This is a genomic window from Pseudomonas lundensis (assembly GCF_002269125.1).
Classification (GTDB): Bacteria; Pseudomonadota; Gammaproteobacteria; order Pseudomonadales; family Pseudomonadaceae; genus Aquipseudomonas; species Aquipseudomonas lundensis_A.
Map to the genome: position 1 here is coordinate 19829 of NZ_NQKI01000005.1, position 26192 is coordinate 46020.

At 56.0% G+C, this 26192-nt stretch carries 21 protein-coding genes and 1 pseudogene; 1 reads left to right on the plus strand and 21 read right to left on the minus strand.

Going from position 1 to position 26192, the window contains the following annotated elements:
- Window positions 1-118: 118 nt before the first annotated feature.
- The 21 genes and pseudogenes from eno to rpsB form a co-directional block, all read right to left on the minus strand.
- Window positions 119-1408 carry a phosphopyruvate hydratase gene (gene eno / locus CJF39_RS04855; protein WP_094992411.1) on the minus strand — a complete coding sequence of 430 codons (1290 nt, stop codon included), beginning with the start codon at window positions 1406-1408 and terminating at the stop codon, window positions 119-121.
- Window positions 1409-1561: 153 nt separating this feature from the next.
- A complete protein-coding gene (gene kdsA / locus CJF39_RS04860; RefSeq protein WP_094992412.1) occupies window positions 1562-2407 on the minus strand; it encodes a 3-deoxy-8-phosphooctulonate synthase in 846 nt (281 codons plus the stop codon).
- A gap of 5 nt (window positions 2408-2412) precedes the next feature.
- Entirely contained in the window at window positions 2413-4044 is a 1632-nt protein-coding gene (locus CJF39_RS04865; RefSeq protein ID WP_094992413.1) for a CTP synthase, read from the minus strand.
- A gap of 272 nt (window positions 4045-4316) precedes the next feature.
- Window positions 4317-5633 (minus strand): tRNA lysidine(34) synthetase TilS, encoded by a 1317-nt coding sequence (gene tilS / locus CJF39_RS04870; protein WP_094992414.1) that lies wholly within the window; start codon window positions 5631-5633, stop codon window positions 4317-4319.
- Window positions 5634-5689: 56 nt separating this feature from the next.
- Window positions 5690-6637 (minus strand): acetyl-CoA carboxylase carboxyl transferase subunit alpha, encoded by a 948-nt coding sequence (gene accA / locus CJF39_RS04875; protein ID WP_094992415.1) that lies wholly within the window; start codon window positions 6635-6637, stop codon window positions 5690-5692.
- A 184-nt stretch (window positions 6638-6821) separates the two neighbouring features.
- Window positions 6822-10343 carry a DNA polymerase III subunit alpha gene (dnaE, locus tag CJF39_RS04880; RefSeq protein WP_094992416.1) on the minus strand — a complete coding sequence of 1174 codons (3522 nt, stop codon included), beginning with the start codon at window positions 10341-10343 and terminating at the stop codon, window positions 6822-6824.
- A gap of 78 nt (window positions 10344-10421) precedes the next feature.
- Window positions 10422-11039: a ribonuclease HII gene (gene rnhB, locus CJF39_RS04885; RefSeq protein ID WP_094992417.1), complete on the minus strand. Its 618-nt coding sequence runs from the start codon at window positions 11037-11039 to the stop codon at window positions 10422-10424.
- A gap of 11 nt (window positions 11040-11050) precedes the next feature.
- Window positions 11051-12181, minus strand: a complete 1131-nt coding sequence (gene lpxB / locus CJF39_RS04890; RefSeq protein ID WP_094992418.1) for a lipid-A-disaccharide synthase — start codon at window positions 12179-12181, stop codon at window positions 11051-11053.
- Window positions 12182-12183: 2 nt separating this feature from the next.
- Window positions 12184-12960 (minus strand): acyl-ACP--UDP-N-acetylglucosamine O-acyltransferase, encoded by a 777-nt coding sequence (gene lpxA / locus CJF39_RS04895; protein WP_094992419.1) that lies wholly within the window; start codon window positions 12958-12960, stop codon window positions 12184-12186.
- On the minus strand, window positions 12957-13397 hold the full coding sequence (gene fabZ, locus CJF39_RS04900; protein ID WP_047277196.1) for a 3-hydroxyacyl-ACP dehydratase FabZ: 441 nt from the start codon (window positions 13395-13397) through the stop codon (window positions 12957-12959). The genes lpxA and fabZ overlap by 4 nt, the downstream gene beginning before the upstream one ends.
- A gap of 109 nt (window positions 13398-13506) precedes the next feature.
- Window positions 13507-14561 (minus strand): annotated as a pseudogene (gene lpxD / locus CJF39_RS04905) (UDP-3-O-(3-hydroxymyristoyl)glucosamine N-acyltransferase).
- A gap of 2 nt (window positions 14562-14563) precedes the next feature.
- A complete protein-coding gene (locus CJF39_RS04910) occupies window positions 14564-15067 on the minus strand; it encodes an OmpH family outer membrane protein (protein WP_016781988.1) in 504 nt (167 codons plus the stop codon).
- A gap of 43 nt (window positions 15068-15110) precedes the next feature.
- Window positions 15111-17438 carry an outer membrane protein assembly factor BamA gene (gene bamA, locus CJF39_RS04915; protein WP_094992420.1) on the minus strand — a complete coding sequence of 776 codons (2328 nt, stop codon included), beginning with the start codon at window positions 17436-17438 and terminating at the stop codon, window positions 15111-15113.
- Between the two features lie 75 nt (window positions 17439-17513).
- On the minus strand, window positions 17514-18866 hold the full coding sequence (gene rseP / locus CJF39_RS04920) for a sigma E protease regulator RseP (protein WP_094992421.1): 1353 nt from the start codon (window positions 18864-18866) through the stop codon (window positions 17514-17516).
- A 44-nt stretch (window positions 18867-18910) separates the two neighbouring features.
- Complete coding sequence (ispC, locus tag CJF39_RS04925) at window positions 18911-20098, minus strand: 1-deoxy-D-xylulose-5-phosphate reductoisomerase (RefSeq protein WP_094992422.1); 1188 nt, start codon at window positions 20096-20098, stop codon at window positions 18911-18913.
- On the minus strand, window positions 20095-20901 hold the full coding sequence (locus CJF39_RS04930; protein WP_094992423.1) for a phosphatidate cytidylyltransferase: 807 nt from the start codon (window positions 20899-20901) through the stop codon (window positions 20095-20097). The genes ispC and CJF39_RS04930 overlap by 4 nt, the downstream gene beginning before the upstream one ends.
- Window positions 20901-21656, minus strand: coding sequence for a polyprenyl diphosphate synthase (uppS, locus tag CJF39_RS04935; RefSeq protein ID WP_094992424.1), 756 nt, complete (start codon window positions 21654-21656; stop codon window positions 20901-20903). The genes CJF39_RS04930 and uppS overlap by 1 nt, the downstream gene beginning before the upstream one ends.
- A gap of 15 nt (window positions 21657-21671) precedes the next feature.
- Window positions 21672-22229 (minus strand): ribosome recycling factor, encoded by a 558-nt coding sequence (frr, locus tag CJF39_RS04940; RefSeq protein WP_047277208.1) that lies wholly within the window; start codon window positions 22227-22229, stop codon window positions 21672-21674.
- A complete protein-coding gene (gene pyrH, locus CJF39_RS04945; protein WP_047277210.1) occupies window positions 22226-22969 on the minus strand; it encodes a UMP kinase in 744 nt (247 codons plus the stop codon). Before pyrH ends, frr begins: the two co-directional genes overlap by 4 nt.
- 206 nt (window positions 22970-23175) lie before the next feature.
- Window positions 23176-24048, minus strand: a complete 873-nt coding sequence (tsf, locus tag CJF39_RS04950; RefSeq protein WP_094992425.1) for a translation elongation factor Ts — start codon at window positions 24046-24048, stop codon at window positions 23176-23178.
- Between the two features lie 206 nt (window positions 24049-24254).
- Window positions 24255-24995, minus strand: coding sequence for a 30S ribosomal protein S2 (gene rpsB, locus CJF39_RS04955; RefSeq protein WP_047277214.1), 741 nt, complete (start codon window positions 24993-24995; stop codon window positions 24255-24257).
- A 378-nt stretch (window positions 24996-25373) separates the two neighbouring features.
- Between rpsB and map the strand changes: the two genes are divergently transcribed.
- A complete protein-coding gene (gene map / locus CJF39_RS04960; protein WP_094992426.1) occupies window positions 25374-26156 on the plus strand; it encodes a type I methionyl aminopeptidase in 783 nt (260 codons plus the stop codon).
- Window positions 26157-26192 lie beyond the last annotated feature (36 nt).

Consider the following 26192-nt stretch of genomic DNA (forward strand, 5'->3'; position numbering starts at 1 on the left):
ACGAATAGTACAAAGCCTGGACGAACCAGGCTTGTACGTGTAGCCACCAGATTAGTGTCAAACCACTCGCGCTGGCGAGCCTTCCTACACAATCTGCTGTCTTTTTATCACTTACCGCTTAGCCGCGAAACTCGCCACGGCCGTTGTACGTGGCTTTCGCCCCCAACTGCTCTTCGATACGCAGCAATTGGTTGTACTTGGAAACGCGATCAGAACGGCACAGGGAGCCAGTTTTGATCTGGCCAGCCGACGTCCCCACTGCCAGATCGGCAATCGTGGAGTCTTCAGTTTCGCCAGAACGGTGCGAGATCACAGCCGTGTAACCAGCTGCCTTGGCCATCTGGATGGCTTCCAGGGTTTCGGTCAGTGTGCCGATCTGGTTGAACTTGATCAGGATCGAGTTGGCGATCTTTTTATCGATGCCTTCTTTCAGGATCTTGGTGTTGGTCACGAACAGATCGTCACCTACCAGCTGTACTTTCTCGCCGATTTTATCGGTCAGGATTTTCCAACCATCCCAGTCAGACTCGTCCAGACCGTCTTCGATGGAAATAATCGGGTAACGCTGCGTAAGGCCCTTGAGGTATTCAGCGAAGCCTTCGGAGTTGAAGACTTGACCTTCACCCGACAGGTTGTACTTGCCGTCTTCATAGAACTCGCTAGCCGCACAGTCCAGTGCCAGCGTCACGTCGGTGCCCAAGGTGTAGCCGGCATTGGCGATGGCTTCAGAGATGACTTTCAAGGCATCTTCGTTGGAGGCAAGGTTTGGCGCGAACCCCCCTTCGTCACCCACGGCGGTGTTCAGGCCACGGGCCTTGAGCACAGCTTTGAGGTGATGGAAGATCTCGGTGCCCATGCGCAACGCGTCGGAGAAGGTCTTGGCGCCTACTGGCTGAACCATGAACTCTTGAATGTCGACGTTGTTATCGGCGTGCTCGCCACCGTTGATGATGTTCATCATCGGAACCGGCATCGAGTAAACACCCGGTGTACCGTTCAGGTTGGCGATGTGGGCGTACAGCGGCAGGTCCTGGTCTTGTGCGGCGGCCTTGGCGGCAGCCAGGGACACGGCGAGGATAGCGTTGGCACCCAACGAGCCTTTGTTTTCGGTACCGTCCAGCGCGATCATCGCGTGGTCGAGCGCCTTTTGGTCAACCGGGTCTTTACCCAGCAGCAAATCACGAATAGGGCCGTTAATGTTGGCAACGGCTTTCAGCACGCCCTTGCCCAGGTAACGGCTCTTGTCGCCATCACGCAGCTCCAATGCCTCACGGGAACCGGTAGAAGCACCGGACGGCGCGCATGCGCTGCCGATGATGCCGTTGTCGAGAAGCACGTCCGCTTCCACAGTGGGATTGCCACGGGAGTCGAGAACTTCACGACCTTTGATGTCGACGATTTTTGCCATTGTTGTAAATACTCCAAAGTTGACGAAAACGACGCAGCTGAGGGAAATCTGGTCATCGTCGGCAAGGGTCGAATAACAGGCAGCCTTGCAGACGATAAGGCTCGGGCCCTGAGGCCCGAGAAATCGTGCGGTACTTTACCGGAGAATCGAAGGTTAAGCGGTTTCTATTGTCGGAAAACTCTTAACCAACTCATCCAGAGCCTTCAGTTGAGCCAGGAAAGGCTCAAGCTTGTCCAGGCGCAAGGCACAAGGGCCGTCGCACTTGGCGTTGTCAGGGTCCGGGTGGGCTTCCAGGAACAGGCCTGCCAGGCTTTGACTGATGCCGGCCTTGGCCAGATCAGTCACTTGGGCGCGGCGACCGCCAGCAGAATCGGCGCGACCACCAGGCATTTGCAGCGCGTGGGTCACGTCGAAGAATACCGGGTATTCAAATTGCTTCATGATGCCGAAGCCCAGCATGTCGACCACAAGGTTGTTGTAGCCGAAGCTGGAACCCCGCTCACAGAGGATCAACTGATCGTTGCCCGCTTCTTCGCATTTGCTCAGGATGTGTTTCATTTCCTGAGGTGCGAGAAACTGGGCTTTTTTGATGTTGATCACGGCGCCAGTCTTGGCCATGGCCACGACCAGATCAGTCTGGCGCGACAGGAAAGCGGGCAACTGAATGATGTCGCACACTTCGGCGACCACGGCTGCTTGCGCAGGCTCGTGGACGTCGGTGATCAGCGGCACACCAAATGCTTGCTTGATGTCCTGGAAAATCCGCATGCCCTCTTCCAGGCCTGGGCCACGGTAAGAGCTGACAGATGAGCGGTTAGCCTTGTCGAAGCTGGCCTTGAACACATAAGGGATACCGAGCTTTTCGGTAACACGTACGTACTCTTCGCACACCTGCATGGCCATATCACGGCTTTCCAGCACGTTCATGCCACCGAACAAGACCATAGGCTTGTCGTTGGCAATTTCGATATTGCCTACGCGAATAATCTTTTGCGCCATGCTGTTTACGCCTTCTTCTCGTGTTGCGCCAAAGCGGCTTTGACGAAACCGCTGAACAGTGGGTGGCCATCACGTGGTGTCGAGGTGAACTCAGGGTGGAACTGGCAAGCCACGAACCATGGATGATCCGGCGCTTCTACCACTTCTACCAACGCACCATCGCCGGAGCGACCGGTGACTTTCAGGCCTGCTTCGATCAGTTGAGGCAGCAGGTTGTTGTTCACTTCGTAACGGTGACGGTGACGTTCAACAATCACGTCCTTGGCGTAGCAATCATGCACTTTGGAGCCAGCCTGGAGCTGGCAGTCCTGCGCACCCAGACGCATGGTGCCGCCCAGGTCCGACGTTTCAGTACGGGTTTCAACTGCACCGGTGGCGTCTTCCCACTCCGTGATCAAGCCGACAACCGGGTGGCCGCTGCTGCGATCGAATTCGGTGGAGTTGGCGTCTTTCCAGCCCAATACGTTGCGTGCGAACTCGATGACCGCTACTTGCATGCCCAGGCAAATACCCAGGTAAGGCACCTTGTTCTCGCGAGCATATTGAACGGCAGTGATTTTGCCTTCTACGCCGCGCAGGCCGAAGCCGCCCGGAACGAGGATGGCATCACAGCCTTCCAGCAGTTCAGTGCCTTTGTTCTCGATGTCTTCGGAGTCGATGTAACGCAGGTTGACCTTGGTACGGTTGGAAATACCGGCGTGGCTCATCGCTTCGATCAGCGACTTATACGCGTCCAGCAGCTCCATGTACTTGCCGACCATCGCGATGGTGACTTCGTGCTCCGGATTGAGCTTGGCATCCACGACCTTGTCCCACTCGGACAGGTCGGCGGTGTTGCACTGCAAGCCAAAACGCTCGACAACGAAATCATCCAGACCCTGAGCGTGCAGCATGCCCGGGATCTTGTAGATGGTGTCGGCGTCTTCCAGCGAAATCACGGCGCGCTCTTCAACGTTGGTGAACAACGCGATCTTGCGACGCGAAGATACATCCACGTGGTGGTCGGAGCGGCAGATCAGCACGTCCGGCTGCAGGCCGATGGAGCGCAATTCTTTAACCGAGTGTTGGGTCGGTTTGGTTTTCGTTTCGCCAGCGGTGGCGATGTACGGAACCAGAGTCAGGTGCATCAGCATGGCGCGCTTGGCGCCCACTTCGATGCGCAACTGACGGATAGCTTCGAGGAACGGTTGCGACTCAATGTCACCCACAGTGCCGCCAATCTCAACCATCGCTACGTCGGCATCGCCGGCGCCCTTGATGATTCGACGCTTGATTTCGTCAGTGATGTGCGGAATTACCTGAATGGTTGCACCCAGGTAATCACCACGGCGCTCCTTGCGCAGAACGTGTTCGTAAACACGGCCCGTGGTGAAGTTGTTGTTCTGGGTCATTGTCGTGCGGATAAACCGCTCGTAGTGACCCAAGTCCAGGTCGGTCTCGGCGCCGTCGTGTGTGACGAACACTTCACCGTGCTGGAACGGGCTCATGGTGCCCGGATCAACGTTGATGTAGGGGTCCAGCTTCAGCATGGTGACCTTAAGTCCCCGCGCCTCCAGGATGGCTGCCAATGAAGCCGAGGCAATGCCTTTCCCCAATGAAGAAACAACACCGCCCGTGACGAAGATGTAGCGCGTCATGAAAAACCCTAGAAGTCTGCGTTAAAGCGGTCAGAGCCGCCGGGGAAAGCGAAGGAAGGCCGAAGCCCCCAATCACCAGCATTAGTCACAGTGCACCTTTCGAAAAACTGCTGCGTTGAAACAGACCGATGGCAACCATCGGTGCGATACAAGCCACACATTTTTTTAAAATCGCCCAGCAAAGACTGCTTGGTAATCGGCAACTTCTGTAATTCCGGTGAATCTACAGAAGCTGTATCAAGAAGGGAGCGTAGTCTACCGGAAAGCCCCTTTCAGCTCAAACCTTGATCGCTTGAAGTTGGCAGCCACTTCAATTGCCAGTGTCCACTGGGGTCAGCGTCCAGTCCGGCGAGGTTTGCCACTGCCAATAACCGGTCATTTTGGTACAGAAGCGGCAATCTGCCACGGGCAAACGGCGGCACGCCACGTTCATTAAGCAAGCGCTTGAGGTCACGATGACCGCGCTCGGCCAGCGACATGACCTCCCCGCCTTGACGATAGCGCACCTGCAATGGCCCCTCGGGCACCTCGCCCTCTATACGTAACAGCCCGTTCCCGGGCAACGACAAGGGTTTAGCGGGCTGGTCCCACGTGATTGGCGCAGTCGGCTGACGCAGCCATTGACCCGATAGCCACCAAATTCGCCCGCCAGCGCGATGCAGTTCGCCGTCAGCCAGACACCAGGCAGGTCGCGCATCAACGCCAGCATCACGCAACGCCTCCCAACCAGCCCAGTGCGCGGTATCAGGCAATCGCGTAAGACCGGCCAGCCAATGCCGCAAAGCGTTGCGTTGACGGGCAGTCGACAAACGGTCGATAGGATCAAGCGTCAGAGATGGCAAACCCAGCCAGGCAAACGCTGTCTCGACAGCGGCAGCTGCCAGATCCTGCTCAGCGAGTTCGCTCAGCAACCCTTGCGCTTCGGCACAATGATCAGCCGCCCGCGACAACGTAGTAGTCACCTGCGGCCAACGCCTTGACAGTACGGGCATTACTTCATGGCGCAAGTAATTGCGGGACAAACCGATGTACTCATTGAATGGATCTTCAACCCAATGCAGACCGTTAGCTTGTGCGTAAGCCTCAAGATCGGCACGCGAAATGTCCAATAACGGACGCCCCAATACCCCTTGACCTAAACTGCGCTCGCGCGGCATGCCGGACAGCCCGCTCACACCTGCACCGCGCAACAACCGAAACAGCAGGGTTTCAGCCTGATCATCGCGATGTTGCCCCGTGAACAGCACTTCCTGAGGCCGGATAAGGGTCTCGAACGCCCCATAGCGTGCCTCCCGCGCCGCCCGCTCAATGCTTGCACCTGCTGGCACCTGAACATGCACAACAGTGAGCGGCACGCTCAGGGCATCACACAGCAACTGACAGTGCGCCGGCCACGTATCCGCTACCGCCTGTAGGCCGTGATGAACATGGATGGCAGTCAGCGGGGGAAATGAATGGGTTGGGTGCAGGTGAGCGAGAAGGTGCAGCAGGACAGTCGAGTCGAGACCGCCGGAAAGGGCAATCCGCCAAGCCGAGGCATTGCGCCACGGCTTGAGCGCTTCGAGCAACTGGATTGTCAGGTTTGACATCGCACAATCCTGCAGAAGCGACGGGATCGCCCCTGCATCTGTCAGTCTCGCCTTGATTACAGACCGTAACTCATCAAACGGTCATAACGACGCTGCAACAAAGTTTCGTTGTCCAGCTTCTTCAACATGTCCAACTGAGAAATCAGCTCTGCGCGAATCGTTGCAGACGCGGCTACAGGGTCGCGATGCGCGCCACCCAATGGCTCACCGATGACTTTATCAACGATGCCCAGGCCTTTGAGACGCTCAGCGGTAATCCCCATCGCCTCGGCGGCATCCGGCGCTTTCTCAGCGGTTTTCCACAGAATCGACGCGCAACCTTCAGGCGAAATCACAGCATAGGTGGAGTACTGCAACATGTTCAACTGATCGCAGACGCCAATGGCCAACGCACCGCCCGAACCACCTTCACCAATAACAGTGGAAATGATCGGGGTCTTCAGGCGCGCCATGACCCGCAGGTTCCAGGCAATGGCTTCGCTCTGGTTGCGCTCTTCAGCATCAATACCCGGGTAGGCGCCCGGCGTGTCGATGAAGGTCAGGATCGGCATCTTGAAGCGCTCTGCCATCTCCATCAAACGGCACGCCTTACGGTAACCTTCAGGGCGGGGCATACCGAAGTTGCGACGAACTTTCTCACGCACTTCGCGGCCTTTCTGATGACCAATCACCATCACTGGCTGATCGTCCAGACGCGCGATACCGCCCACAATGGCAGCATCGTCGGAGAAATGACGGTCGCCATGCAGCTCATCGAACTCAGTAAAGATGTGGTCGATGTAATCCAGCGTGTAAGGACGACGCGGATGACGGGCCAAACGGGCGATCTGCCAACTGGTCAGCTTGCCGAAAATATCTTCAGTCAGCGTTTTGCTTTTGTCTTGCAGGCGAGAGATTTCATCGCTGATGTTCAGCGAATTGTCATTACCGACCAGGCGCAACTCTTCGATTTTGGCTTGCAGGTCAGCAATCGGCTGTTCGAAATCAAGAAAATTCGGGTTCATAAGCATCCGTCTTGGGTCGGCGGCAAAGCATGCCAGCAGGCAGAAAGCCCAGTCTTGACTGGCACTTTCAACCCGACTGGGGCAGCCGGTTGATCTGTATCGCGCCTACCTTAAGGGACAGGCGCTCTCAGGTCGAGATTAAAAATTCAGGTCGAGATCAGGACGCGTCTCACGCCCCTGACCGTCAACGGTATTGGAGGAAGACGTTGTCTCGCCCAAACTGGTCACGCAAGGCTTGAATCAAGCTGTCTGCCGGATCGATTCTCCAGTTCTCGCCAAACTGCAACAGGGTCTTCGCATCCCCGCCGGTGTACTCCATGGTGATCGGACAGGCGCCGCGATGCTTCTTCAGCACCTCGCCCAACTGCCGCAACTGATCACCCTTGAGCGCCGCGTGATGGACTTTCAGGCGCAAGCTCTCGGCCAGGCTGGTACGCGCATCTTCCATGCTCATGACCCGCTTGACCCGCAGGCGCAAGCCGCCCGAGAAGTCATCGTTACTGACCTCCCCTTCAACCACCACCATCGCATCGGTCTGCAACAGCGACTGAGCGGAATGGAACGCTTCAGCAAACAATGAGGCTTCAATCCGGCCGGAACGATCATCCAGCGTGATGAACCCCATCTTGTCGCCTTTTTTGTTCTTCATCACCCGCAGGGCGATGATCATGCCGGCAACCGTCTGCGTATCGCGGGCAGGTTTCAAATCGATAATGCGCTGACGGGCGAAACGGCGAATTTCGCCTTCATACTCGTCGATCGGATGGCCCGTCAGGTACAGGCCCAAGGTGTCTTTCTCACCCTTCAGACGTTCCTTGAGCGTCAGTTCCTTGGCCTTGCGATGGTTGGCATAAACATCGGCGTCTTCTTCAACAAACACGCCGCCGAACAGGTCATCGTGGCCACTGTCGTGTGTACGCGCCGTTTGCTCGGCCGCTTTGATCGCCTCTTCCAGCGCCGCCAGCAAAACCGCACGGTTCTGATCAATGCTCGCCTGATAGGCTTTTGGCTCGTCATGGAAGCAAGGCCCCAGACGGTCCAGCGCGCCACTGCGGATCAAACCGTCAAGGGTGCGTTTGTTAATGCGCTTGAGGTCAACCCGCGCACAGAAATCGAACAGATCCTTGAACGGCCCGTCCTGACGCGCTTCGGTAATCGCCTCGACCGGCCCCTCGCCCACGCCCTTGATCGCCCCGAGCCCGTAAATGATGCGACCTTCGTCGTTCACCGTGAACTTGTATTCGGAGGCATTCACGTCCGGTGCGTCGAGACGCAGCTTCATCGTGCGCACTTCTTCGATCAAGGTCACGACCTTGTCGGTGTTGTGCATATCCGCCGACAGCACGGCCGCCATGAACGGTGCCGGGTAATGCGCTTTCAGCCACGCAGTTTGGTATGAAACCAACCCGTAGGCGGCCGAGTGAGATTTGTTGAACCCATAACCGGCGAATTTTTCTACCAGGTCAAAAATGTTACCGGCAAGGTCAGGATCAATGTTGTTGTTGGCGCAACCTTCAATGAAACCGCCGCGCTGCTTGGCCATTTCTTCAGGCTTTTTCTTACCCATGGCTCGACGCAGCATGTCCGCGCCGCCGAGGGTGTAACCTGCCATCACCTGCGCAATCTGCATCACCTGTTCCTGGTACAGGATGATGCCGTAGGTCGGGGCCAGAACCGGTTTCAGGCCTTCGTACTGATAATCCGAATGCGGGTATGCCAGTTCAGCGCGACCGTGCTTACGGTTGATGAAGTCATCCACCATGCCCGATTGCAGCGGCCCCGGACGGAACAGGGCCACCAGTGCGATCAAGTCTTCCAGACAGTCGGGCTTGAGCTTTTTGATCAGCTCTTTCATGCCGCGCGACTCAAGCTGGAACACGGCCGTCGTCTCGGCTTTTTGCAGCAACTGGTAGGTCGGCTTGTCATCCAGCGGAATAAACGCGATATCCAGCGGCGGCTCGTCGACCTTGGCACGGTCGCGGTTAATGGTTTTCAGCGCCCAGTCAATAATGGTCAGCGTGCGCAAGCCGAGGAAGTCGAACTTCACCAGGCCCGCGGCTTCAACGTCATCCTTGTCGAACTGAGTAACCAGGCCGTCGCCTTCTTCATCGCAGTAAATCGGCGAGAAGTCAGTCAGCTTGGTCGGTGCAATCACCACACCACCGGCGTGCTTACCAACGTTACGCACAATGCCTTCGAGTTTGCGCGCCATTTCCCAGATTTCGGCAGCCTCTTCATCCACTTTGATGAAGTCGCGCAGGATCTCTTCCTGTTCGTAGGCCTTTTCCAACGTCATGCCGACTTCAAACGGAATCATCTTCGACAAACGATCTGCCAGGCCGTAAGACTTGCCTTGCACACGCGCAACGTCGCGAATCACAGCCTTGGCCGCCATCGAACCGAAGGTAATGATCTGGCTTACAGCGTTGCGGCCGTATTTTTCTGCCACATATTCAATGACCCGGTCCCGACCATCCATGCAGAAGTCGACGTCGAAGTCGGGCATCGATACCCGTTCCGGGTTAAGGAATCGTTCGAACAGCAGGTCATATTCCAACGGATCAAGGTCGGTGATCTTCTGCACATAAGCCACCAGAGAACCGGCACCCGACCCCCGCCCAGGACCTACCGGCACGCCGTTGCTTTTGGCCCACTGGATGAAGTCCATCACGATCAGAAAGTAACCGGGAAATCCCATCTGGATAATGATGTCCAGTTCGAAATTCAGCCGGTCGACGTACACCTGCCGCCTGGCGTCGTAATCGTCGGTAGTGTCCTTGGGCAGCAGAACGCTGAGGCGCTCTTCAAGACCATCAAACGAAACTTTGCGGAAATACTCGTCGATGGTCATGCCATCGGGAATCGGGAAGTTAGGCAAAAAGTGCTTGCCCAACTTCACTTCAATATTGCACCGTTTGGCAATTTCGACGGTATTTTCGAGTGCTTCCGGCAAATCGCTGAACAGCTCAGCCATTTCCTCAGCGCTTTTCAGGTACTGCTGGTCACTGTAGTTCTTGGAGCGGCGCGGATCGTCCAGCGCTCGTCCCTCGCCAATGCAGACGCGGGTTTCATGGGCTTCAAAATCCTGCTGTTTGAGAAAGCGCACATCGTTGGTCGCCACCAACGGTGCACCAATCTTGTCGGCCAATGCCACGGCGGCGTGCAGATGCTCTTCATCGTTGGGACGATGAGTACGCTGTACTTCCAGGTAAAAGCGGTCAGGAAACACATCCATCCATTCGCGAGCCAGCGTCTCGGCTTCCTCAGTGTTACCACTGATCAACGCGACACCGATCTCGCCTTCCTTGGCTGCCGACAGCATGATCAGCCCTTCGGCGGCTTCGGCGACCCATTCACGCTCGATGATGACCTGGCCATTGCGCTGCCCATCAATAAAACCCCGAGAAATCAGCTCCGTCAGGTTTCGATAACCCACGCCGTTCATCGCCAGCAGGCTGATGCGACTCAACGGGTTTTCCGGGTCTTTATTGGACAGCCACAGATCCGCGCCACTGATCGGCTTGATGCCGCCACCCATGGCCGCTTTATAAAACTTGACCAGCGAACACATGTTGTTCTGATCAGTCACAGCCACGGCAGGCATGTTCATACCCGCCAAGGTTTTGATCAGCGGCTTGATCCGCACCAGGCCATCGACCAGGGAATACTCAGTGTGCAGGCGCAGGTGAACGAATGAAGCCGGCATGGTGATCCTGTCTATTAGCTTTGGGAAACAACAAGGCCCGGATTGTACCGGGCCTTGGCAAAAACATCAGCCTTGCGGCTAAACCTCGGTCAAGCCCTCGCGCGCTTCGCAGGCACGACGCACCGGACCGAAGGATTTGCGATGAATCGGTGTAGGCCCCAGACGCTCAAGCGCCTCAAGGTGTACCGCCGTCGGATAACCTTTATGACCGCCAATGCCATAACCTGGGTATTGCAGTTCAAAGGCTGCCATTTCGCGGTCACGGCTGACCTTGGCCAGAATCGACGCAGCAGCAATGGCTGGTACTTTGCTATCACCCTTGATTACGGCTTCAGCCGGCATGGCCAGTTTGGGACAACGATTGCCGTCGATCATCGCCAGTTTCGGGGTGATGCTCAAGCCTTCTACGGCGCGCTGCATCGCCAACATAGTGGCATGCAGGATATTCAGCTCGTCGATTTCTTCGACTTCTGCGCGGGCAATGCACCAGCTCAGGGCCTTTTCGCGAATTTCGTCGTACAACTTTTCACGGCGGGCTTCTGTCAGCTTTTTTGAGTCATTAAGACCGGCGATCGGCCGTGCAGGATCCAGAATCACAGCTGCCGTGACCACTGCACCACACAGCGGGCCGCGACCGACTTCGTCCACACCGGCCACAAGGTCTTCGACCAGATTGAAGTCCAATCCGATTTGCATAGTCACTTTACTCACTTGGATTGTGCGATCAGCTCAAGCACTGCTTTAGCGGCCTGATTGGACGCGTCGAGACGTAATGTTCGATGAATTTCGTCGAAACCCCGGGTTTGATCCTGACCATTGTCCAACAGTGGCAACAGCGTGCTGGCCAATGCCTCGGGGGTTGCAGCATCCTGCAGCAACTCGGGCACCAGCATCCGCTGAGCCAGCAAGTTGGGCAATGACACGTAAGGGCTTTTTACCAGACGCTTGAGAATCCAGAACGTAACCCGCGACAGGCGATAAGCCACCACCATCGGGCGCTTGTACAGCAACGCTTCAAGGGTTGCGGTGCCCGAGGCAATCAACACTGCGTCACAGGCAGCCAATGCCAGGTGCGAACGCCCGTCGAGCATGGTCAAGGGCAAATCGCGCCCTACCATCAACTGCTCGATTTGCTCGCGGCGTGCAGCACTGGCGCAAGGTAGTACAAAGCTAACCTCAGGTCGTGCTTCGCGAATTTTCTGCGCAGCGTCGAGGAATAAACCGCCCAGCTTGCCCACTTCCCCGCCACGACTGCCTGGCATCAGAGCGACCAACGGTCCGCCAGGTAATCCTAGCTCTGCACGTGCAGCTGCTTTATCGGCTTCAAGTGGAATGGTGTCAGCCAGCGAATGGCCAACGAAACGCACGGGCACACCGTGCTCTTCGTAGAATTTGGCTTCGAAAGGCAGCAACGTGAGCATCAAGTCGCAGCCTTCACGGATTTTCAGCACACGCTTTTGCCGCCACGCCCACACGGACGGGCTGACGTAATGCACGGTCTTGATCCCGGCACGGCGCAGCTGAAGTTCGATGTTGAGGGTGAAGTCCGGCGCATCGATTCCGATGAACACATCAGGCTTTTCGGCAATCAGGGTATGAACCAGCTCTTTACGGCGCTTGAGCAGCTCGCGCAGACGGCCGAGCACTTCAACCAGCCCCATCACAGAGAGACGCTCCATCGGGAAGTAAGAGCGCATGCCCTCTGCCTCCATCAGCGGACCGCCCACACCGATAAATTCGATTTCCGGGTGCTGAGCCCTGAGCGCCCGCATCAGGCCTGAGCCCAAAATGTCACCGGAGGCTTCACCTGCCACCAGCGCAACACGCAACTTGGCCATGATCAGCGGGTAATGCCGCGGGTCGAGGAACGAATGGATTCCACAAACAGCGCGACTTCAGGGAATTGCACAGAGGGCTCAGCCAATTCGGCAAGCGCTTGTTCTACCGTCAGACCCTGGCGATAAACCACTTTGTAGGCTCGGCGCAGGGCGTGAATAGCCTCTTCACTGAAGCCACGACGGCGCATGCCTTCAAAGTTCATGCTGCGGGCTTCGGCAGGGCTGCCAAACACTGTGACAAAGGCCGGAACATCTTTGCCAATAGCAGTGCCCATACCTGAAAAGCTGTGAGCACCAATGTGACAGAACTGATGAACCAGCGTGAAACCCGAGAGAATCGCCCAGTCCCCCATGTGCACATGGCCCGCCAGCGCGGCGTTGTTGACCAGAATGCAATGGTTGCCGATCACGCTGTCATGCCCGATATGGGCATAAGCCATGATCAGGTTGTGATCGCCAAGGGTCGTCTCGGCACGGTCCTGAACCGTGCCGCGATGGATAGTGACGCCTTCGCGGATCACATTGTGATCACCGATCACCAGGCGTGTTTCTTCGCCCTTGTACTTGAGATCGGGGGTATCTTCGCCCACCGAAGAAAACTGGTAGATACGATTGTGCTTACCGATTTTGGTTGGGCCTTTGAGAATTACATGCGGCCCAATCACTGTCCCCTCGCCGATTTCCACACCTGCGCCGACGATCGACCAAGGGCCGACCACGACGTCGTCGGCCAGTATGGCCGTCGGATCGATGATTGCGCGAGGGTCAATCAAACTCATAGTTTGCGTTCCGCACAGATAATTTCAGCAGAGCATACCGGCTTGCCATCAACTGTTGCCTGGCACTCGAATTTCCAGATGGAGCGCTTGCAGCTCAGGAACTTGGCTTCCAGGATCAACTGATCGCCTGGCAAGACTGGCTGACGGAAGCGCAGCTTGTCGGAACCGACGAAGTAATACAGCGTCCCGTCTGCAGGTTTCACGTCCAGCATCTTGAAACCCAGAATGCCCGCAGCTTGCGCCATGGCTTCGATGATCAACACGCCGGGCATGATCGGATGCGCCGGAAAGTGACCGTTGAAGAACGGCTCGTTGATGCTGACATTCTTGTAAGCACGAATGCGCTTGTTCTCGACATCCAGATCCACCACTCGATCCACCAGCAGGAAAGGGTAACGGTGAGGCAGATATTCGCGAATCTCGTTGATGTCCATCATTTCGTGGGGAAGCCTGTAATAAAGATTGGGCGCGCGCTACGAAGGCACGCTCCTCTAGCAAATCAAGAACGCAAACCCTTGGCCCTGCGCTCTTGATATGGAAATAGTATTAGCTTTCAGATGAAGCGATACCGTCGGGGGTCACTTCTCGACGCGTTTTTCCAGTTGTTTCAATCGTCGCGCGATATCGTCCAACTGACGAATACGTGCCGCACTCTTGCGCCATTCAGCTGCCGGCTGCATCGCCGTTCCGGACGAATACGCGCCTGGTTCGGTAATAGAGTGAGTCACCATGGTCATTCCGGTGAGGAAAACGTTGTCGCAGATCTCGATATGCCCCACCAAACCGACACCACCGGCCAACATGCAGTGCTTGCCGATTTTAGTACTACCAGAAATCCCGACACACGCGGCCATCGCCGTATGGTCACCGACCTGCACGTTGTGCGCGATCTGAATCTGGTTGTCGAGTTTGACGCCATTGCCAATGACCGTATCCGCCAGGGCACCACGGTCGATGGCAGTGTTCACACCGATCTCGACATCATCCCCAATGGTCACGCCGCCGATCTGGGCAATTTTTTGCCAGACACCCTTTTCGTTGGCAAAACCAAAACCTTCGCCACCCAGCACGGCACCCGACTGAATCACGACGCGCTTACCGATGCGAACATCGTGATAAAGCGTCACACGCGGAGCCAGCCAGCCACCCTCGCCGATTACACAGCGAGCACCGACAAAGCAATGAGTCCCGACAGTCACGCCCGCCGCAATTCGTGCGCCGCTTTCAATCACTGCAAAGGCGCCGATGCTGGCCGCAGGATCTACCACTGCATCAGCCGCAATCACAGCCGAAGGATGCACACCGGCAACTGCCTTGGGCTTGGGGTCAAACAGGTGGGAAATACGGGCGTAGGCCAGATAAGGGTCCGGTACCACCAAAGCATCACCGGCATATTCTTGCGCGTCGTCCGGCTTGAGCAAAACGGCTCCAGCCTGGCAATCGACCAGGAATTTGCGGTACTGCGGGTTGGCCAGAAAGCTCAACTGAGCTGGGCCAGCCTCTTGTAAAGTGGCTAGCCCAGTGATTTCTTTCTCCGCGCTGCCACGCAATGTGGCACCGAGGAACTCGGCCAATTGGCCGAGTTTTATAGTCGCAGTCATAATTACTTCAGCTGATTCATGCGCTCAATGACTTGGCGAGTGATGTCGTATTGAGGTTTGACATCAATCACTGCACCACGCTCGAACACCAGGTCATAAGCGCCTTTCTTGATGACTTCTTCAACAGCGCTGTCCAGTTTTGGCTTCAGCTGTTTCAGCATTTCACGGTCAGCAACGGCTTTGGCTTCGTTCAGTTCCTTGGACTGGAACTGGAAATCACGGGCCTTTTGCTTGAATTCAAGCTCCAGACGCTCACGCTCACCTTGCTGCATTTTGTCGCCGCCTTTGACCAGACGATCCTGAATGCCTTTGGCACTGCTTTCCAGGGACTTCAGTTTGGTCAGTTGCGGACCGAATTTCTTCTCGGCATCTACGGCGTAACGCTTGGCAGCGTCAGATTCCAGTAGCGCCATCTGATAGTTCAGCACAGCAATTTTCATGTCGGCAAACGCCGGACCTGCTACCAGAACCGAAGCCAGGAGAACCAATTGAGTCAACTTACGCACGATGCACTCCTACTAAATCCGTTGTTTATCTAAAGTCAGGCTTTTAGAAAGTCTGGCCGAGGGAGAACTGGAACACCTGGGTATCTGCGTCATCCGGTTTCTTGATCGGCATGGCCAAGCTGAAGCTCAACGGGCCAAGTGCAGTCACCCACGTTACGCCAACACCCACAGAGCTGGCCATATTACTAAAGCTGATATCGCAATCTTTGGTGGTCGACTTGCAGTTTGTGTCGAACACATTACCCACATCCCAGAACACCGACGTGCGCAGGGAGCGTTGATCTTTGACGAACGGCATAGGGAACAGGACTTCGGCACCGCCCTGGATCAGCACGTTACCGCCGAACGGTAGCGGATCTTGATCCGGGTCGCTCTTGTTGGGCGTGCTGCGCGGGCCCAGCGCACTGTCCTTGAAGCCACGAACCGAGTTGAAACCACCGGCATAGTAGTTCTCATAGAACGGCAGACCCGAGGTCGAACCATAACTGTCACCATAACCCAGCTCTGTGTGCAGACGCATGGTGTAGGTATCGGTCAACGGCTGGAACAACTGGGCACGGTAGTCCAGCTTATAGAACTGGAGGTCGCTGCCCGGAATCGTTGTTTCAAGCGTCAGGCTTTGCGAACTGCCGCGAGTCGGCAACACGCCTTTGTTCAGGGTCGATTCGGACCAGCCCGCAGAGGCCTTGAAGTTCAGGAACTTGTCGCCTTCCTTGTTGATGAAATCGAAGATTTCGTCAACGGTGTAAGTGCCTGTACTGATTTCATCCTGCTGCACGCTCAGACCATAGGTCAGACGCGAGGTATCACTGATCGGATACCCCATGGTGATACCGGCGCCCAGACTGTCAACCGAGTAGTTTGCTACATCAACATCAAGGTCTTTGTAGTCGGTCGTGCGGTAGAACGCGTTGTAACCCAGGCTCACGCCATCAGCGGTCCAGTACGGATCGACATAACTGAAGTTGTAACGACTCTGGTATTCACTGCGGGTCAAACCTACGCTGACGCGGTTACCCGTACCCAGGAAGTTGTTCTGGGTGATCGAACCACCCAGGATCAAACCGGCGCTTTGGGCAAAGCCGACGCTGGCGGTGATCGAACCGGAAGCCTGCTCTTCTACGGCGTAGTTCACATCAACCTGGTCGTCTGTACCGGGCACAGCCGGCGTTTCAACGTTCACTTCCTTGAAGAAGCCCAAACGCTCAAGACGAACCTTTGACTGGTCGATCAGGTATGTCGATGCCCAACCACCCTCCATCTGACGCATTTCACGACGCAGCACTTCGTCTTCCGACTTGGTGTTACCGCGGAAGTTGATACGGTTGACATAAGCACGCTTGCCCGGATCAACCACGAACGTGATGGCTACAGTGTGGTCTTCAGGGTTTGGCTGAGGTACGCCGTTAACGTTGGCGAAGGTGTAGCCTTCGTTACCCAGACGACGGGTAATCAGTTCGGAAGTAGTGGTCATCAGCTTGCGCGAGAACACTTGGCCCGGCTGCACCAGCAACAGCGACTTGATCTGATCTTCAGGGACCTTGAGGTCACCGCTCAGCTTCACTTCGCCAACATTGTATTTTTCGCCTTCGTTCACGTTGACCGTGATGTAGACGTTTTTCTTGTCAGGGGTGATCGACACCTGAGTCGAGGCGATATCCATGTTGATATAGCCACGGTCGAGGTAGTACGAGCGCAGGCGCTCTAGGTCACCGGACAGTTTTTCACGCGCATACTTGTCGTCATTCTTGAAGAAGGACAACCAGTTGGTGGTTTTCAGTTCAAACAGGTCAACAAGGTCTTCTTCCGGGAAGACGGTATTACCCACCACGTTAATGTGCTGGATGGCCGCCACGGTGCCTTCGTTGATGTTGACCTTGAGGGCAACACGGTTGCGAGGCTCGGACACGACTTCAGTGTCGACCGTTGCCGAGTAACGACCTTGGGCAACGTACTGACGCTGCAGTTCGTTACGCACGCCCTCGAGGGTGGCACGCTGGAAGATTTCACCTTCGGCAAGACCCGACTGTTTCAGACCTTTCATCAGGTCATCAGTGGAAATGGCCTTGTTACCGTCAATGGTGATGCTCGAAACGGAAGGACGTTCGACAACCGTAATGACGAGCACATTGCCATCACGACCCAGTTGGATATCCTGAAAGAAACCGGTTTTGAACAACGCACGAGTGGATTCCACCAACCGGCGGTCATCCGCTACCTCACCCACGTTCAGCGGCAACGCGCCAAACACGCTACCAGCGGAAACCCGCTGCAGCCCGTTGACACGAATATCAGAGATAGTGAAGGACTCGGCGTGAACTTCGGCGATCATCAGTACGGTGAGAACCGCAGTTAGCAGCAGACGTTTCATGAAGTCCTTTCTTATTCCAACTGGCAATAAACAAACTGCCGCAAAATGCGGCAGATTCGCAATTCAGCGAAGCGTTTACAGACGTCCCAGATCGTTGACCAAGGCAAGCAACATCACCCCGACCACCAAACTGATACCGATCTGCATTCCCCAACCCTGCACCCGATCCGACAAGGGACGACCACGCGCCCACTCGATCAGATAAAACAACAAATGCCCCCCATCCAGTACCGGGATGGGCAACAAGTTCAGAACCCCAAGGCTGATACTCAGATAAGCCAGGAAATTCAAGAAATCCGCGACACCCGACTGGGCAGAAGCGCCCGCCACTTTAGCAATGGTTATCGGTCCACTCAAGTTTTTTACCGAGAGCTCGCCGAACAACATTTTCTTGAGTGAGTCGAGCGTCAATACGCTCATCGTCCAAGTCCGTTTGGCGCCCTCGCCGATCGCGGCGAGCGGGCCGTAACTGACCTCGCGAATCATCTCCGGCGGCCAGTCCACACCTTTGACCCCAGCCCCCAGATAACCGGTTGCTGCCTTGCCCTCACCGCGAGCAGCCAGTGCAACTGGAATGTCAATCGGCATCCCGTCGCGCTCAACGCGCAATACGATTTTCGCCTCAGGACGAACCCGGACCCAGTCCACCACCTGCTGCCAGTCCTTGATCGGCTGATCATTCATGGCCAGCAGTTTGTCACCGGTTTTGAGGCCCGCAGCTTGTGCCGGCCCTTTTGGATCAAGCTCAGCTAATACGGCTGGCAACTCCGGACGCCAAGGACGAATTCCCAGCGAGCTGATTGGATCAGGCTCATTAGCGCCCTTCAACCAGTCATGCAGAACCAGCTCATGAGTGGACTCGGAAGTCCCTCCCGCCTCACGAACCGCCACTTGAATCGAACCGCTCTCGCCAAGGCGACGCACCAGCTGCAGATTTACATTGGACCAACCCGAGGTGGGCTCTCCATCAATCGAAACGATTTCCTGCCCGGCAACCAGACCTGCTTGCGCTGCCAGACTGCCGCCTTCAACAGCACCGATGACAGGACGGACTTGCTGGCTGCCCAACATGGCCAGAATCCAGAAAAATACCATCGCCAGCATGAAGTTTGCGACAGGGCCCGCGGCAACGATGGCAATACGCTGCCCGACTGTTTTGCGATTGAAGGATTGACTCAGCTGCTCAGCGGGCACCTCCCCTTCTCGCTCATCAAGCATTTTGACGTAGCCGCCCAACGGGATGGCTGCCACTACAAACTCCGTGCCCTGGCGGTCGTGCCAGCGCAGCAAGGGCGTGCCGAAACCCACAGAGAAACGCAGAACCTTGACGCCACAACGGCGCGCCACCCAAAAGTGACCGAATTCATGAAAAGTGACCAACACCCCCAACGCAACCAGGGTGCCAACAATCATATAAAGCGCACTCATCTACTTTCTCCGTGATCCTGTCCGGTTCCGGCAAGCAGCACTGATCAGCCCTGACGGCTCAACCATTGATCAGCCAACTCCCGTGCCTTGGCATCGGCGGCAAATACTGCCTCTAACTCATTAACGGGAACCACTGACTCAGTGCTTAAAACGTCTTCAATCAATTGTGCAATCTGCGGGTAGCGGATTCGCCCATCAAGGAAGGCCGCCACCGCCACCTCATTGGCCGCATTGAGCATGGCCGGCGCACTATCACCAGCGGCGGCAGCCTCACGGGCCAGGCGCAGACAAGGAAAGCGCTGTTCATCCGGACGCTGGAAGTCCAGGCGTGCAACAGAAAACAGATCCAGAGGCGCGACCCCCGAATCAATACGCTCTGGCCACGCCAAGGCATTGGCAATCGGCGTGCGCATGTCAGGATTACCCAACTGCGCAAGCACCGATCCGTCTACATAGTCCACCAGCGAGTGAATGACGCTTTGCGGATGAATCACCACCTCAACCTGAGCAGGCTTGGCATCGAACAGCCAGCACGCTTCAATCAACTCAAGGCCTTTGTTCATCATACTCGCCGAATCGACCGAAATTTTTCGCCCCATCGACCAGTTAGGATGAGCACACGCCTGATCGGGGGTGACATGCTCAAGGTCAGCCAAGGGCGTTTCCCGGAAAGGACCACCCGAGGCCGTCAGCAAAATCCGACGCACGCCCACCTGACTCAGCCCACGAGAAAAATCCTGCGGCAAACACTGAAAGATCGCATTGTGCTCGCTATCAATGGGCAACAACACCGAACCGCTACGACGCACCGCCTGCATGAACAAGGCGCCAGTCATGACCAGCGCCTCCTTGTTCGCCAACAGGATTTTTTTACCGGCATTGACTGCCGACAAAGTAGGGCGTAGCCCGGCAGCACCAACAATGGCTGCCATGACCGCATCCACTGAAGGCGCTGACGCTATTTCACACAAACCCTGCTCACCTGCCAACACTTCGGTGTTGAGGCCCGCCGCGCGCAGGTCAGCCTGCAGCTGACGAGCGGAGCGCTCGTCAGGAACCACTGCAACCTGAGGCTTGTGCTGAATGCACAAGGCCAGCAGTTCCGCGAGACGGCTATAACCGCTCAGCCCAAATACTTGGTAGCGATCAGGGTGGCGAGCAATGACATCCAGCGTGCTAAGCCCAATCGAACCTGTAGCACCCAGAACTGTAATCTGTTGAGGACGGCTCATGACGCGGCCATCCACAGCAACACGGCAAACACAGGAATGGCCGCGGTCAGACTGTCGATGCGATCAAGCACACCGCCATGCCCCGGCAGCAAATTACTGCTGTCCTTAATGCCGGCCTGACGCTTGAACATGCTTTCTGTGAGGTCGCCCACCACTGAAATCAATACGATGATGGCAGCGCCCGCCAAGGCAGCAAGCATCTGAGGCGCACTCCAACCGCGCACCACACCGACAACCGCCGTGATCAGCAAGCTCAGTATCAGACCGCCAAAAACACCTTCCCAACTTTTACCCGGACTGACTTTAGGGGCCAGCTTGCGCTTGCCGAACTTGCGCCCGGAAAAGTACGCGCCGATATCAGCGCCCCACACCAGAACCATCACCGCCATGATCAGCCAATTACCCAGCGGCATTGCCTTGATCATCACCAACCCTTGCCAGGCCGGTAGCAAGATCAGCAAGCCGATTACCAGCTTGACTGCAGTACTGGACCAGCGTGACGCGGAATCTGGAAAGGTGAGGACCAAAAACGTCGCCAACGCCCACCAAACCACTGCAGCCACCAATACCCACGGGGCAAGGTCAGGCAACAGGTGCAGGCCGAACAGCAACAAGGCCACGACGAATGCAAAACCGACACGTGCCGTTTGAGCGGCAAATCCGGCAAGGCGCGCCCATTCCCACGCCCCAAGGGTGACCACCAGCCCGATGAAGAGCGCGAAGTTGGACCCTTCAAGAAGGAAAAAGCCGCACAAAGCGATTGGCAGCAGGATAAGTGCAGTGATGATGCGTTGCTTAAGCATTAAACCCGGGCTCCAGCCTCAACCTGCTCGCTCGTTTTACCGAAACGACGCTGGCGAGAAGCGAAATCAGCCAGTGCATTACGCATGGCTTCGTGTTTGAAGTCCGGCCAGAACAGGTCGGAGAAGTACAGCTCGGAATAGGCCAACTGCCACAGCAGGAAGTTGCTGATACGGTGCTCGCCCCCTGTGCGGATACACAGATCAGGCAAAGGCAGATCACCCGTTACCAGGCAGGTTTGCAACAAGTCCGGCGTGATGTCTTCAGGCTGCAAATGACCGGCCTGAACCTCACGCGCCAGACGTTGCGCAGCCTGCGCAATGTCCCACTGCCCGCCATAATTGGCAGCAATTTGCAGGACAAAGCGCCCGCTGCCTGCGGTGATCGTCTCCGCTTCGCGCATTGCTGCTTGTAGCTCGGGATGAAAACGGGAGCGATCGCCAATAATACGCAGGCTGATGTTGTTTTCGTTGAGACGCTTGGCCTCACGACGCAGCGCCTTGAAGAACAAATCCATCAAGGCACTGACTTCAGCCGCAGGACGCTGCCAGTTTTCGCTGGAAAACGCGAACAGGGTGAGCACTTCGACCTTAGCCTCGGCACACACCTCAATCACGGCACGGACTGCATCCACGCCAGCTTTATGCCCAGCGACACCCGGCATAAAGCGCTTCTTCGCCCAGCGATTATTGCCATCCATGATAATCGCGACATGTCGCGGCACGGATGGCGACACAGCCTGCTTGGTCTTTTCCATAAAACGCCCTGACCCTTATACGGCCATCAGGTCCGCTTCTTTCTGCTTGGTAGCCGTTTCGATATCCGCGACAGCCTTGTCGGTCAGTTTCTGGATCTCGTCAGCAGCGCGACGCTCTTCGTCTTCACTGATTTCCTTCTCTTTGACCAAGTCTTTCAACTGGCTCAACGCGTCGCGACGGATGTTACGCACGGCAATACGCGCATCTTCAGCTGCGTCACGCGCCTGCTTAGCGAATACCTTACGGGTTTCTTCCGTCAGGGCCGGCATGGAGATCAACAGCAATTCGCCCAGGTTGGTCGGATTGAGGTTCAAACCAGCACTTTGAATCGCTTTATCCACGGCCTGAAGCATGTTGCGCTCGAAAGCCACGACTTGCAGGGTGCGAGAGTCTTTAACGGTAACGTTAGCTACCTGGCTCAGCGGGGTATCAGCACCGTAGTACGGCACCATTACGCTGCCCAAGATGCTTGGGTGAGCCTTGCCGGTACGAATCTGGCCAAATGCATGGCTCAGCGATTCCAGCGATTTCTGCATGCGCGTTTGTGCGTCTTTCTTGATTTCGTTGATCATTGTTGACCTTCCTCGATCAGAGTACCTTCAGCGCCGCCGTGAACGATATTGAGCAGGGCGCCGGGTTTGTTCATGTTAAAGACACGCAATGGCATCTGGTGGTCGCGGCACAGACAAATAGCTGTCAGGTCCATCACGCCCAGCTTGCGATCCAGCACTTCATCGTAAGTCAGATGATCGAACTTCTCGGCATGCGGGTCTTTGAATGGATCAGCGGTGTACACACCGTCAACCTTGGTGGCCTTGAGCACGACATCGGCGTCGATTTCAATGGCGCGCAAGCAAGCGGCAGAATCCGTTGTGAAAAATGGATTACCGGTGCCCGCAGCGAAAATCACCACTTCTTTCGCGTTCAAGTGACGCATGGCCTTGCGACGGTCGTAGTGATCCGTCACACCCACCATGGAGATGGCCGACATTACGATGGCGGAGATATTCGCACGTTCCAGCGCATCGCGCATCGCCAGGGCGTTCATCACGGTCGCAAGCATCCCCATGTGGTCGCCAGTAACGCGATCCATACCCGCAGCGCTCAACGCAGCGCCACGGAACAGGTTGCCACCACCAATCACCAAACCTACCTGAACGCCGATACCCACCAATTGGCCGACTTCCAGCGCCATGCGGTCGAGCACCTTGGGGTCGATCCCGAACTCTTCAGAGCCCATCAGGGCTTCGCCGCTTAGCTTGAGTAGAATGCGTTTATAGCGAGCTTGATAACCACTGCCCTGCTGAGCCATTGCGAATCTCTCCTGCCGCGTTTTATAAAAAATCTGTGCGAGGCCGTTTTCAGCCTGCGCTTACTCTAGCTCGGTGCTGCACAACAGCACCATCGGATCACGATTTTGTAAACCGGTTCCGCCGGGCAAGGTAAAACCTTCACCCATTTGAAAAGAGGCTGCGCGCGTGAGCGGGCAGCCTCTTGGGGTCGACAGTTGAAACCGTCTTATTGCTTGTTGGCTGCAGCCACTTGAGCAGCAACTTCTTCAGCGAAGTTGTCAACTGGCTTCTCGATGCCTTCGCCTACTTTGAAGTAAGTGAAGGAAACGATTTCAGCACCGGCCTTCTTGGCCAGCTCACCGACCTTGATTTCAGGGTTCTTGACGAACGCCTGCTCAACCAGGCTAGCTTCAGCCAGGAACTTGCTGATACGGCCTTTGACCATATTTTCAACAATGTTTTCTGGCTTGCCTTTGATTTTTTCTTCGTTCAGCTGCAGGAACACGGCTTTTTCGCGCTCGATTGCTTCTTCAGAAACTTCCGAAGGCAGCAGGAACTCAGGGTTGCTAGCTGCTACGTGCATGGCGATGTCACGAGCCAGTTCAGAGTTGCCGCCTTTAAGCGAAACCACAACACCGATTTTGTTGCCGTGCAGGTAAGCGTCAACCACGTCACCTTCAACACGCACCAGACGGCGAATGTTAACGTTCTCGCCAACTTTGGCAACCAGCGCTTCACGAGCAGATTCTTGAGCGGCGATCAGCGGAGCTGCGTCGGTCAGTTTGTCTGCAAACGCTTTTTCAACGCTGTCAGCCACGAATTTTTTGAAGTCGTCTTGCAAAGCCAGGAAGTCAGTTTGCGAGTTGACTTCAAGAATAACGGCAGACTTGTAATCGTCAGCAACTTTAACTGCGATAGCGCCTTCAGCAGCAACGTTGCCTGCTTTTTTGGCGGCCTTGATGGCACCCGAAGCACGCATGTCGTCGATGGCTTTTTCGATGTCGCCGCCAGCCTTGGTCAAGGCTTTCTTGCAATCCATCATGCCTTCGCCGGTACGCTCACGCAGTTCTTTAACCAACGCTGCAGTAATCTCTGCCATTTCAAAATTCCTCTTGGATAGGTTTTCAACCATTCCACCCGACCAAACGGGCGTTCAATTCGTGTGAAGCCTGCCTCGATGTAACCCTGCCAGCCGCAATTTGATACAGCAACGACAGAGGCCTGTCCAACAAATGGATTTCGAGGTGGCAAAAAGGGGGCCAAGCCCCCTTTTTGCGTACTGAGTAAACGCTAGGCGTTTATTACTCAGCCTTCAACCGCTGCAGCTGGAGCGTCTTCGACGAAAACGTCGGTGCCGCCAGCAACGTGGTTACGGCCACGGATAACAGCGTCAGCCATCGCACCCATGTACAGCTGGATGGCGCGGATTGCGTCATCGTTGCCTGGGATGATGTAGTCAACGCCTTCCGGGCTGCTGTTGGTATCGACAACGCCGATTACCGGGATGCCCAACTTGTTAGCTTCGGTGATCGCAATGCGCTCGTGATCAACGTCGATAACGAACAGAGCGTCTGGCAGACCGCCCATGTCCTTGATACCACCCAGGCTACGATCCAGCTTTTCCAGATCGCGAGTGCGCATCAGCGCCTCTTTCTTGGTCAGCTTGGCGAAAGTACCGTCTTCTGCCTGCACTTCAAGGTCACGCAGACGCTTGATGGAAGCACGGATGGTTTTGAAGTTGGTGAGCATGCCGCCCAACCAGCGGTGATCCACGTACGGCGAACCGCAGCGTGCTGCTTCTTCAGCAACGATCTTGCCAGCGGAACGCTTGGTGCCGACGAACAGAATCTTGTTTTTGCCCTGGGCCAGACGCTCTACGAAAGTCAGAGCTTCGTTGAACATTGGCAGGGTTTTTTCAAGGTTGATGATGTGAATCTTGTTACGCGCGCCAAAGATGTATTTACCCATCTTCGGGTTCCAGTAACGGGTTTGGTGACCGAAGTGCACACCGGCCTTCAGCATATCGCGCATAGTGACTTGGGACATGATAGTTCCTTAGTAAGTCGGGTTAGGCCTCCACGTATCCCAATGACCAACCAGCAGCTTCGAGCTGAAGGCACCCAGGTCATCGTGTCGACACGTGTGTGGGTTTGTGCTCACCGGGCTATACCCGGAAAGCGGCGCATTTTATAACACAAGACAGCCAAAAAACGAAACACGGATTCTGACTTTCTTCTACGCGCTTTTGCGCAAGCAGCGCAATAGCGCCAGAATGCGCCATTCCATTAAGAGAAGCGATGGCGCAAGGCTCATGATTAACGCCGACCGTCTGTTAGAATCTCGTTTTTTCGCGGTGTGGGACGCCAATTGTCACTTCACACCTGCAATCCCGTTGAAGAGCGCTAGCGCGCGAAGAGAGCCCGTATGACCGTCACCCTCAAAACCCCCGAGGACATCGCAAAGATGCGAGTCGCCGGCAAACTGGCCGCCGACGTCCTGGAAATGATCGCCGAGTACGTCAAACCCGGTGTTACCACCGAAGAACTGGACCGCATTTGCCACGATTACATCGTCAATGTGCAAAAGGCCATCCCTGCCCCGCTCAATTACAAGGGCTTCCCGAAGTCGATCTGCACCTCGGTCAATCACGTGGTCTGCCACGGCATCCCGGGCGACAAGGCCCTGAAGGACGGCGACACCCTGAACATCGACGTCACGGTGATCAAGGATGGCTACCACGGCGACACCAGCCGCATGTTCCACGTCGGTAAAGTACCGGTCTGGGCCGAGCGCCTGTCGCAAGTGACCCAGGAATGCATGTACAAAGCCATCGAAATCGTCAAGCCGGGCTGCCGCCTGGGCGATATCGGCGAAGTCATCCAGAAGCACGCCGAAAAGAACGGTTTTTCAGTGGTGCGCGAGTTTTGCGGCCACGGCATCGGCAAGGTATTCCATGAAGAGCCGCAGATCCTGCACTACGGCCGCGCGGGGACCGGCATGGAGCTAAAGGCCGGCATGACCTTCACCATCGAGCCGATGATCAACCAGGGCAAGGCAGACACCAAAGTACTGGGTGATGGCTGGACCGCAATCACCAAGGACCGCAAGCTGTCGGCCCAGTGGGAGCACACCCTGCTGGTGACCGACACCGGCTACGAAATCTTCACCCTGCGCAGCGATGACACCATCCCGCGCGTTTCGGCCTGATGTTTGCAGTCGCTTCTTTATAGATAGCCACAACCC

Excerpts from the sequence above, each read along its gene's own strand:
- CJF39_RS04930 (WP_094992423.1), bottom strand. The coding sequence starts at position 20,901 with ATGCTTAAGCAACGCATCATCACTGCACTTATCCTGCTGCCAATCGCT.
- uppS (WP_094992424.1), bottom strand. The coding sequence starts at position 21,656 with ATGGAAAAGACCAAGCAGGCTGTGTCGCCATCCGTGCCGCGACATGTC.
- tilS (WP_094992414.1), bottom strand. The coding sequence starts at position 5,633 with ATGTCAAACCTGACAATCCAGTTGCTCGAAGCGCTCAAGCCGTGGCGC.
- rseP (WP_094992421.1), bottom strand. The coding sequence starts at position 18,866 with ATGAGTGCGCTTTATATGATTGTTGGCACCCTGGTTGCGTTGGGGGTG.
- pyrH (WP_047277210.1), bottom strand. The coding sequence starts at position 22,969 with ATGGCTCAGCAGGGCAGTGGTTATCAAGCTCGCTATAAACGCATTCTA.
- ispC (WP_094992422.1), bottom strand. The coding sequence starts at position 20,098 with ATGAGCCGTCCTCAACAGATTACAGTTCTGGGTGCTACAGGTTCGATT.
- map (WP_094992426.1), top strand. The coding sequence starts at position 25,374 with ATGACCGTCACCCTCAAAACCCCCGAGGACATCGCAAAGATGCGAGTC.
- eno (WP_094992411.1), bottom strand. The coding sequence starts at position 1,408 with ATGGCAAAAATCGTCGACATCAAAGGTCGTGAAGTTCTCGACTCCCGT.
- kdsA (WP_094992412.1), bottom strand. The coding sequence starts at position 2,407 with ATGGCGCAAAAGATTATTCGCGTAGGCAATATCGAAATTGCCAACGAC.
- dnaE (WP_094992416.1), bottom strand. The coding sequence starts at position 10,343 with ATGCCGGCTTCATTCGTTCACCTGCGCCTGCACACTGAGTATTCCCTG.
- accA (WP_094992415.1), bottom strand. The coding sequence starts at position 6,637 with ATGAACCCGAATTTTCTTGATTTCGAACAGCCGATTGCTGACCTGCAA.
- fabZ (WP_047277196.1), bottom strand. The coding sequence starts at position 13,397 with ATGATGGACATCAACGAGATTCGCGAATATCTGCCTCACCGTTACCCT.
- lpxB (WP_094992418.1), bottom strand. The coding sequence starts at position 12,181 with ATGGCCAAGTTGCGTGTTGCGCTGGTGGCAGGTGAAGCCTCCGGTGAC.
- rpsB (WP_047277214.1), bottom strand. The coding sequence starts at position 24,995 with ATGTCCCAAGTCACTATGCGCGATATGCTGAAGGCCGGTGTGCACTTC.
- tsf (WP_094992425.1), bottom strand. The coding sequence starts at position 24,048 with ATGGCAGAGATTACTGCAGCGTTGGTTAAAGAACTGCGTGAGCGTACC.
- frr (WP_047277208.1), bottom strand. The coding sequence starts at position 22,229 with ATGATCAACGAAATCAAGAAAGACGCACAAACGCGCATGCAGAAATCG.
- rnhB (WP_094992417.1), bottom strand. The coding sequence starts at position 11,039 with ATGCAAATCGGATTGGACTTCAATCTGGTCGAAGACCTTGTGGCCGGT.
- CJF39_RS04865 (WP_094992413.1), bottom strand. The coding sequence starts at position 4,044 with ATGACGCGCTACATCTTCGTCACGGGCGGTGTTGTTTCTTCATTGGGG.
- lpxA (WP_094992419.1), bottom strand. The coding sequence starts at position 12,960 with ATGAGTTTGATTGACCCTCGCGCAATCATCGATCCGACGGCCATACTG.
- bamA (WP_094992420.1), bottom strand. The coding sequence starts at position 17,438 with ATGAAACGTCTGCTGCTAACTGCGGTTCTCACCGTACTGATGATCGCC.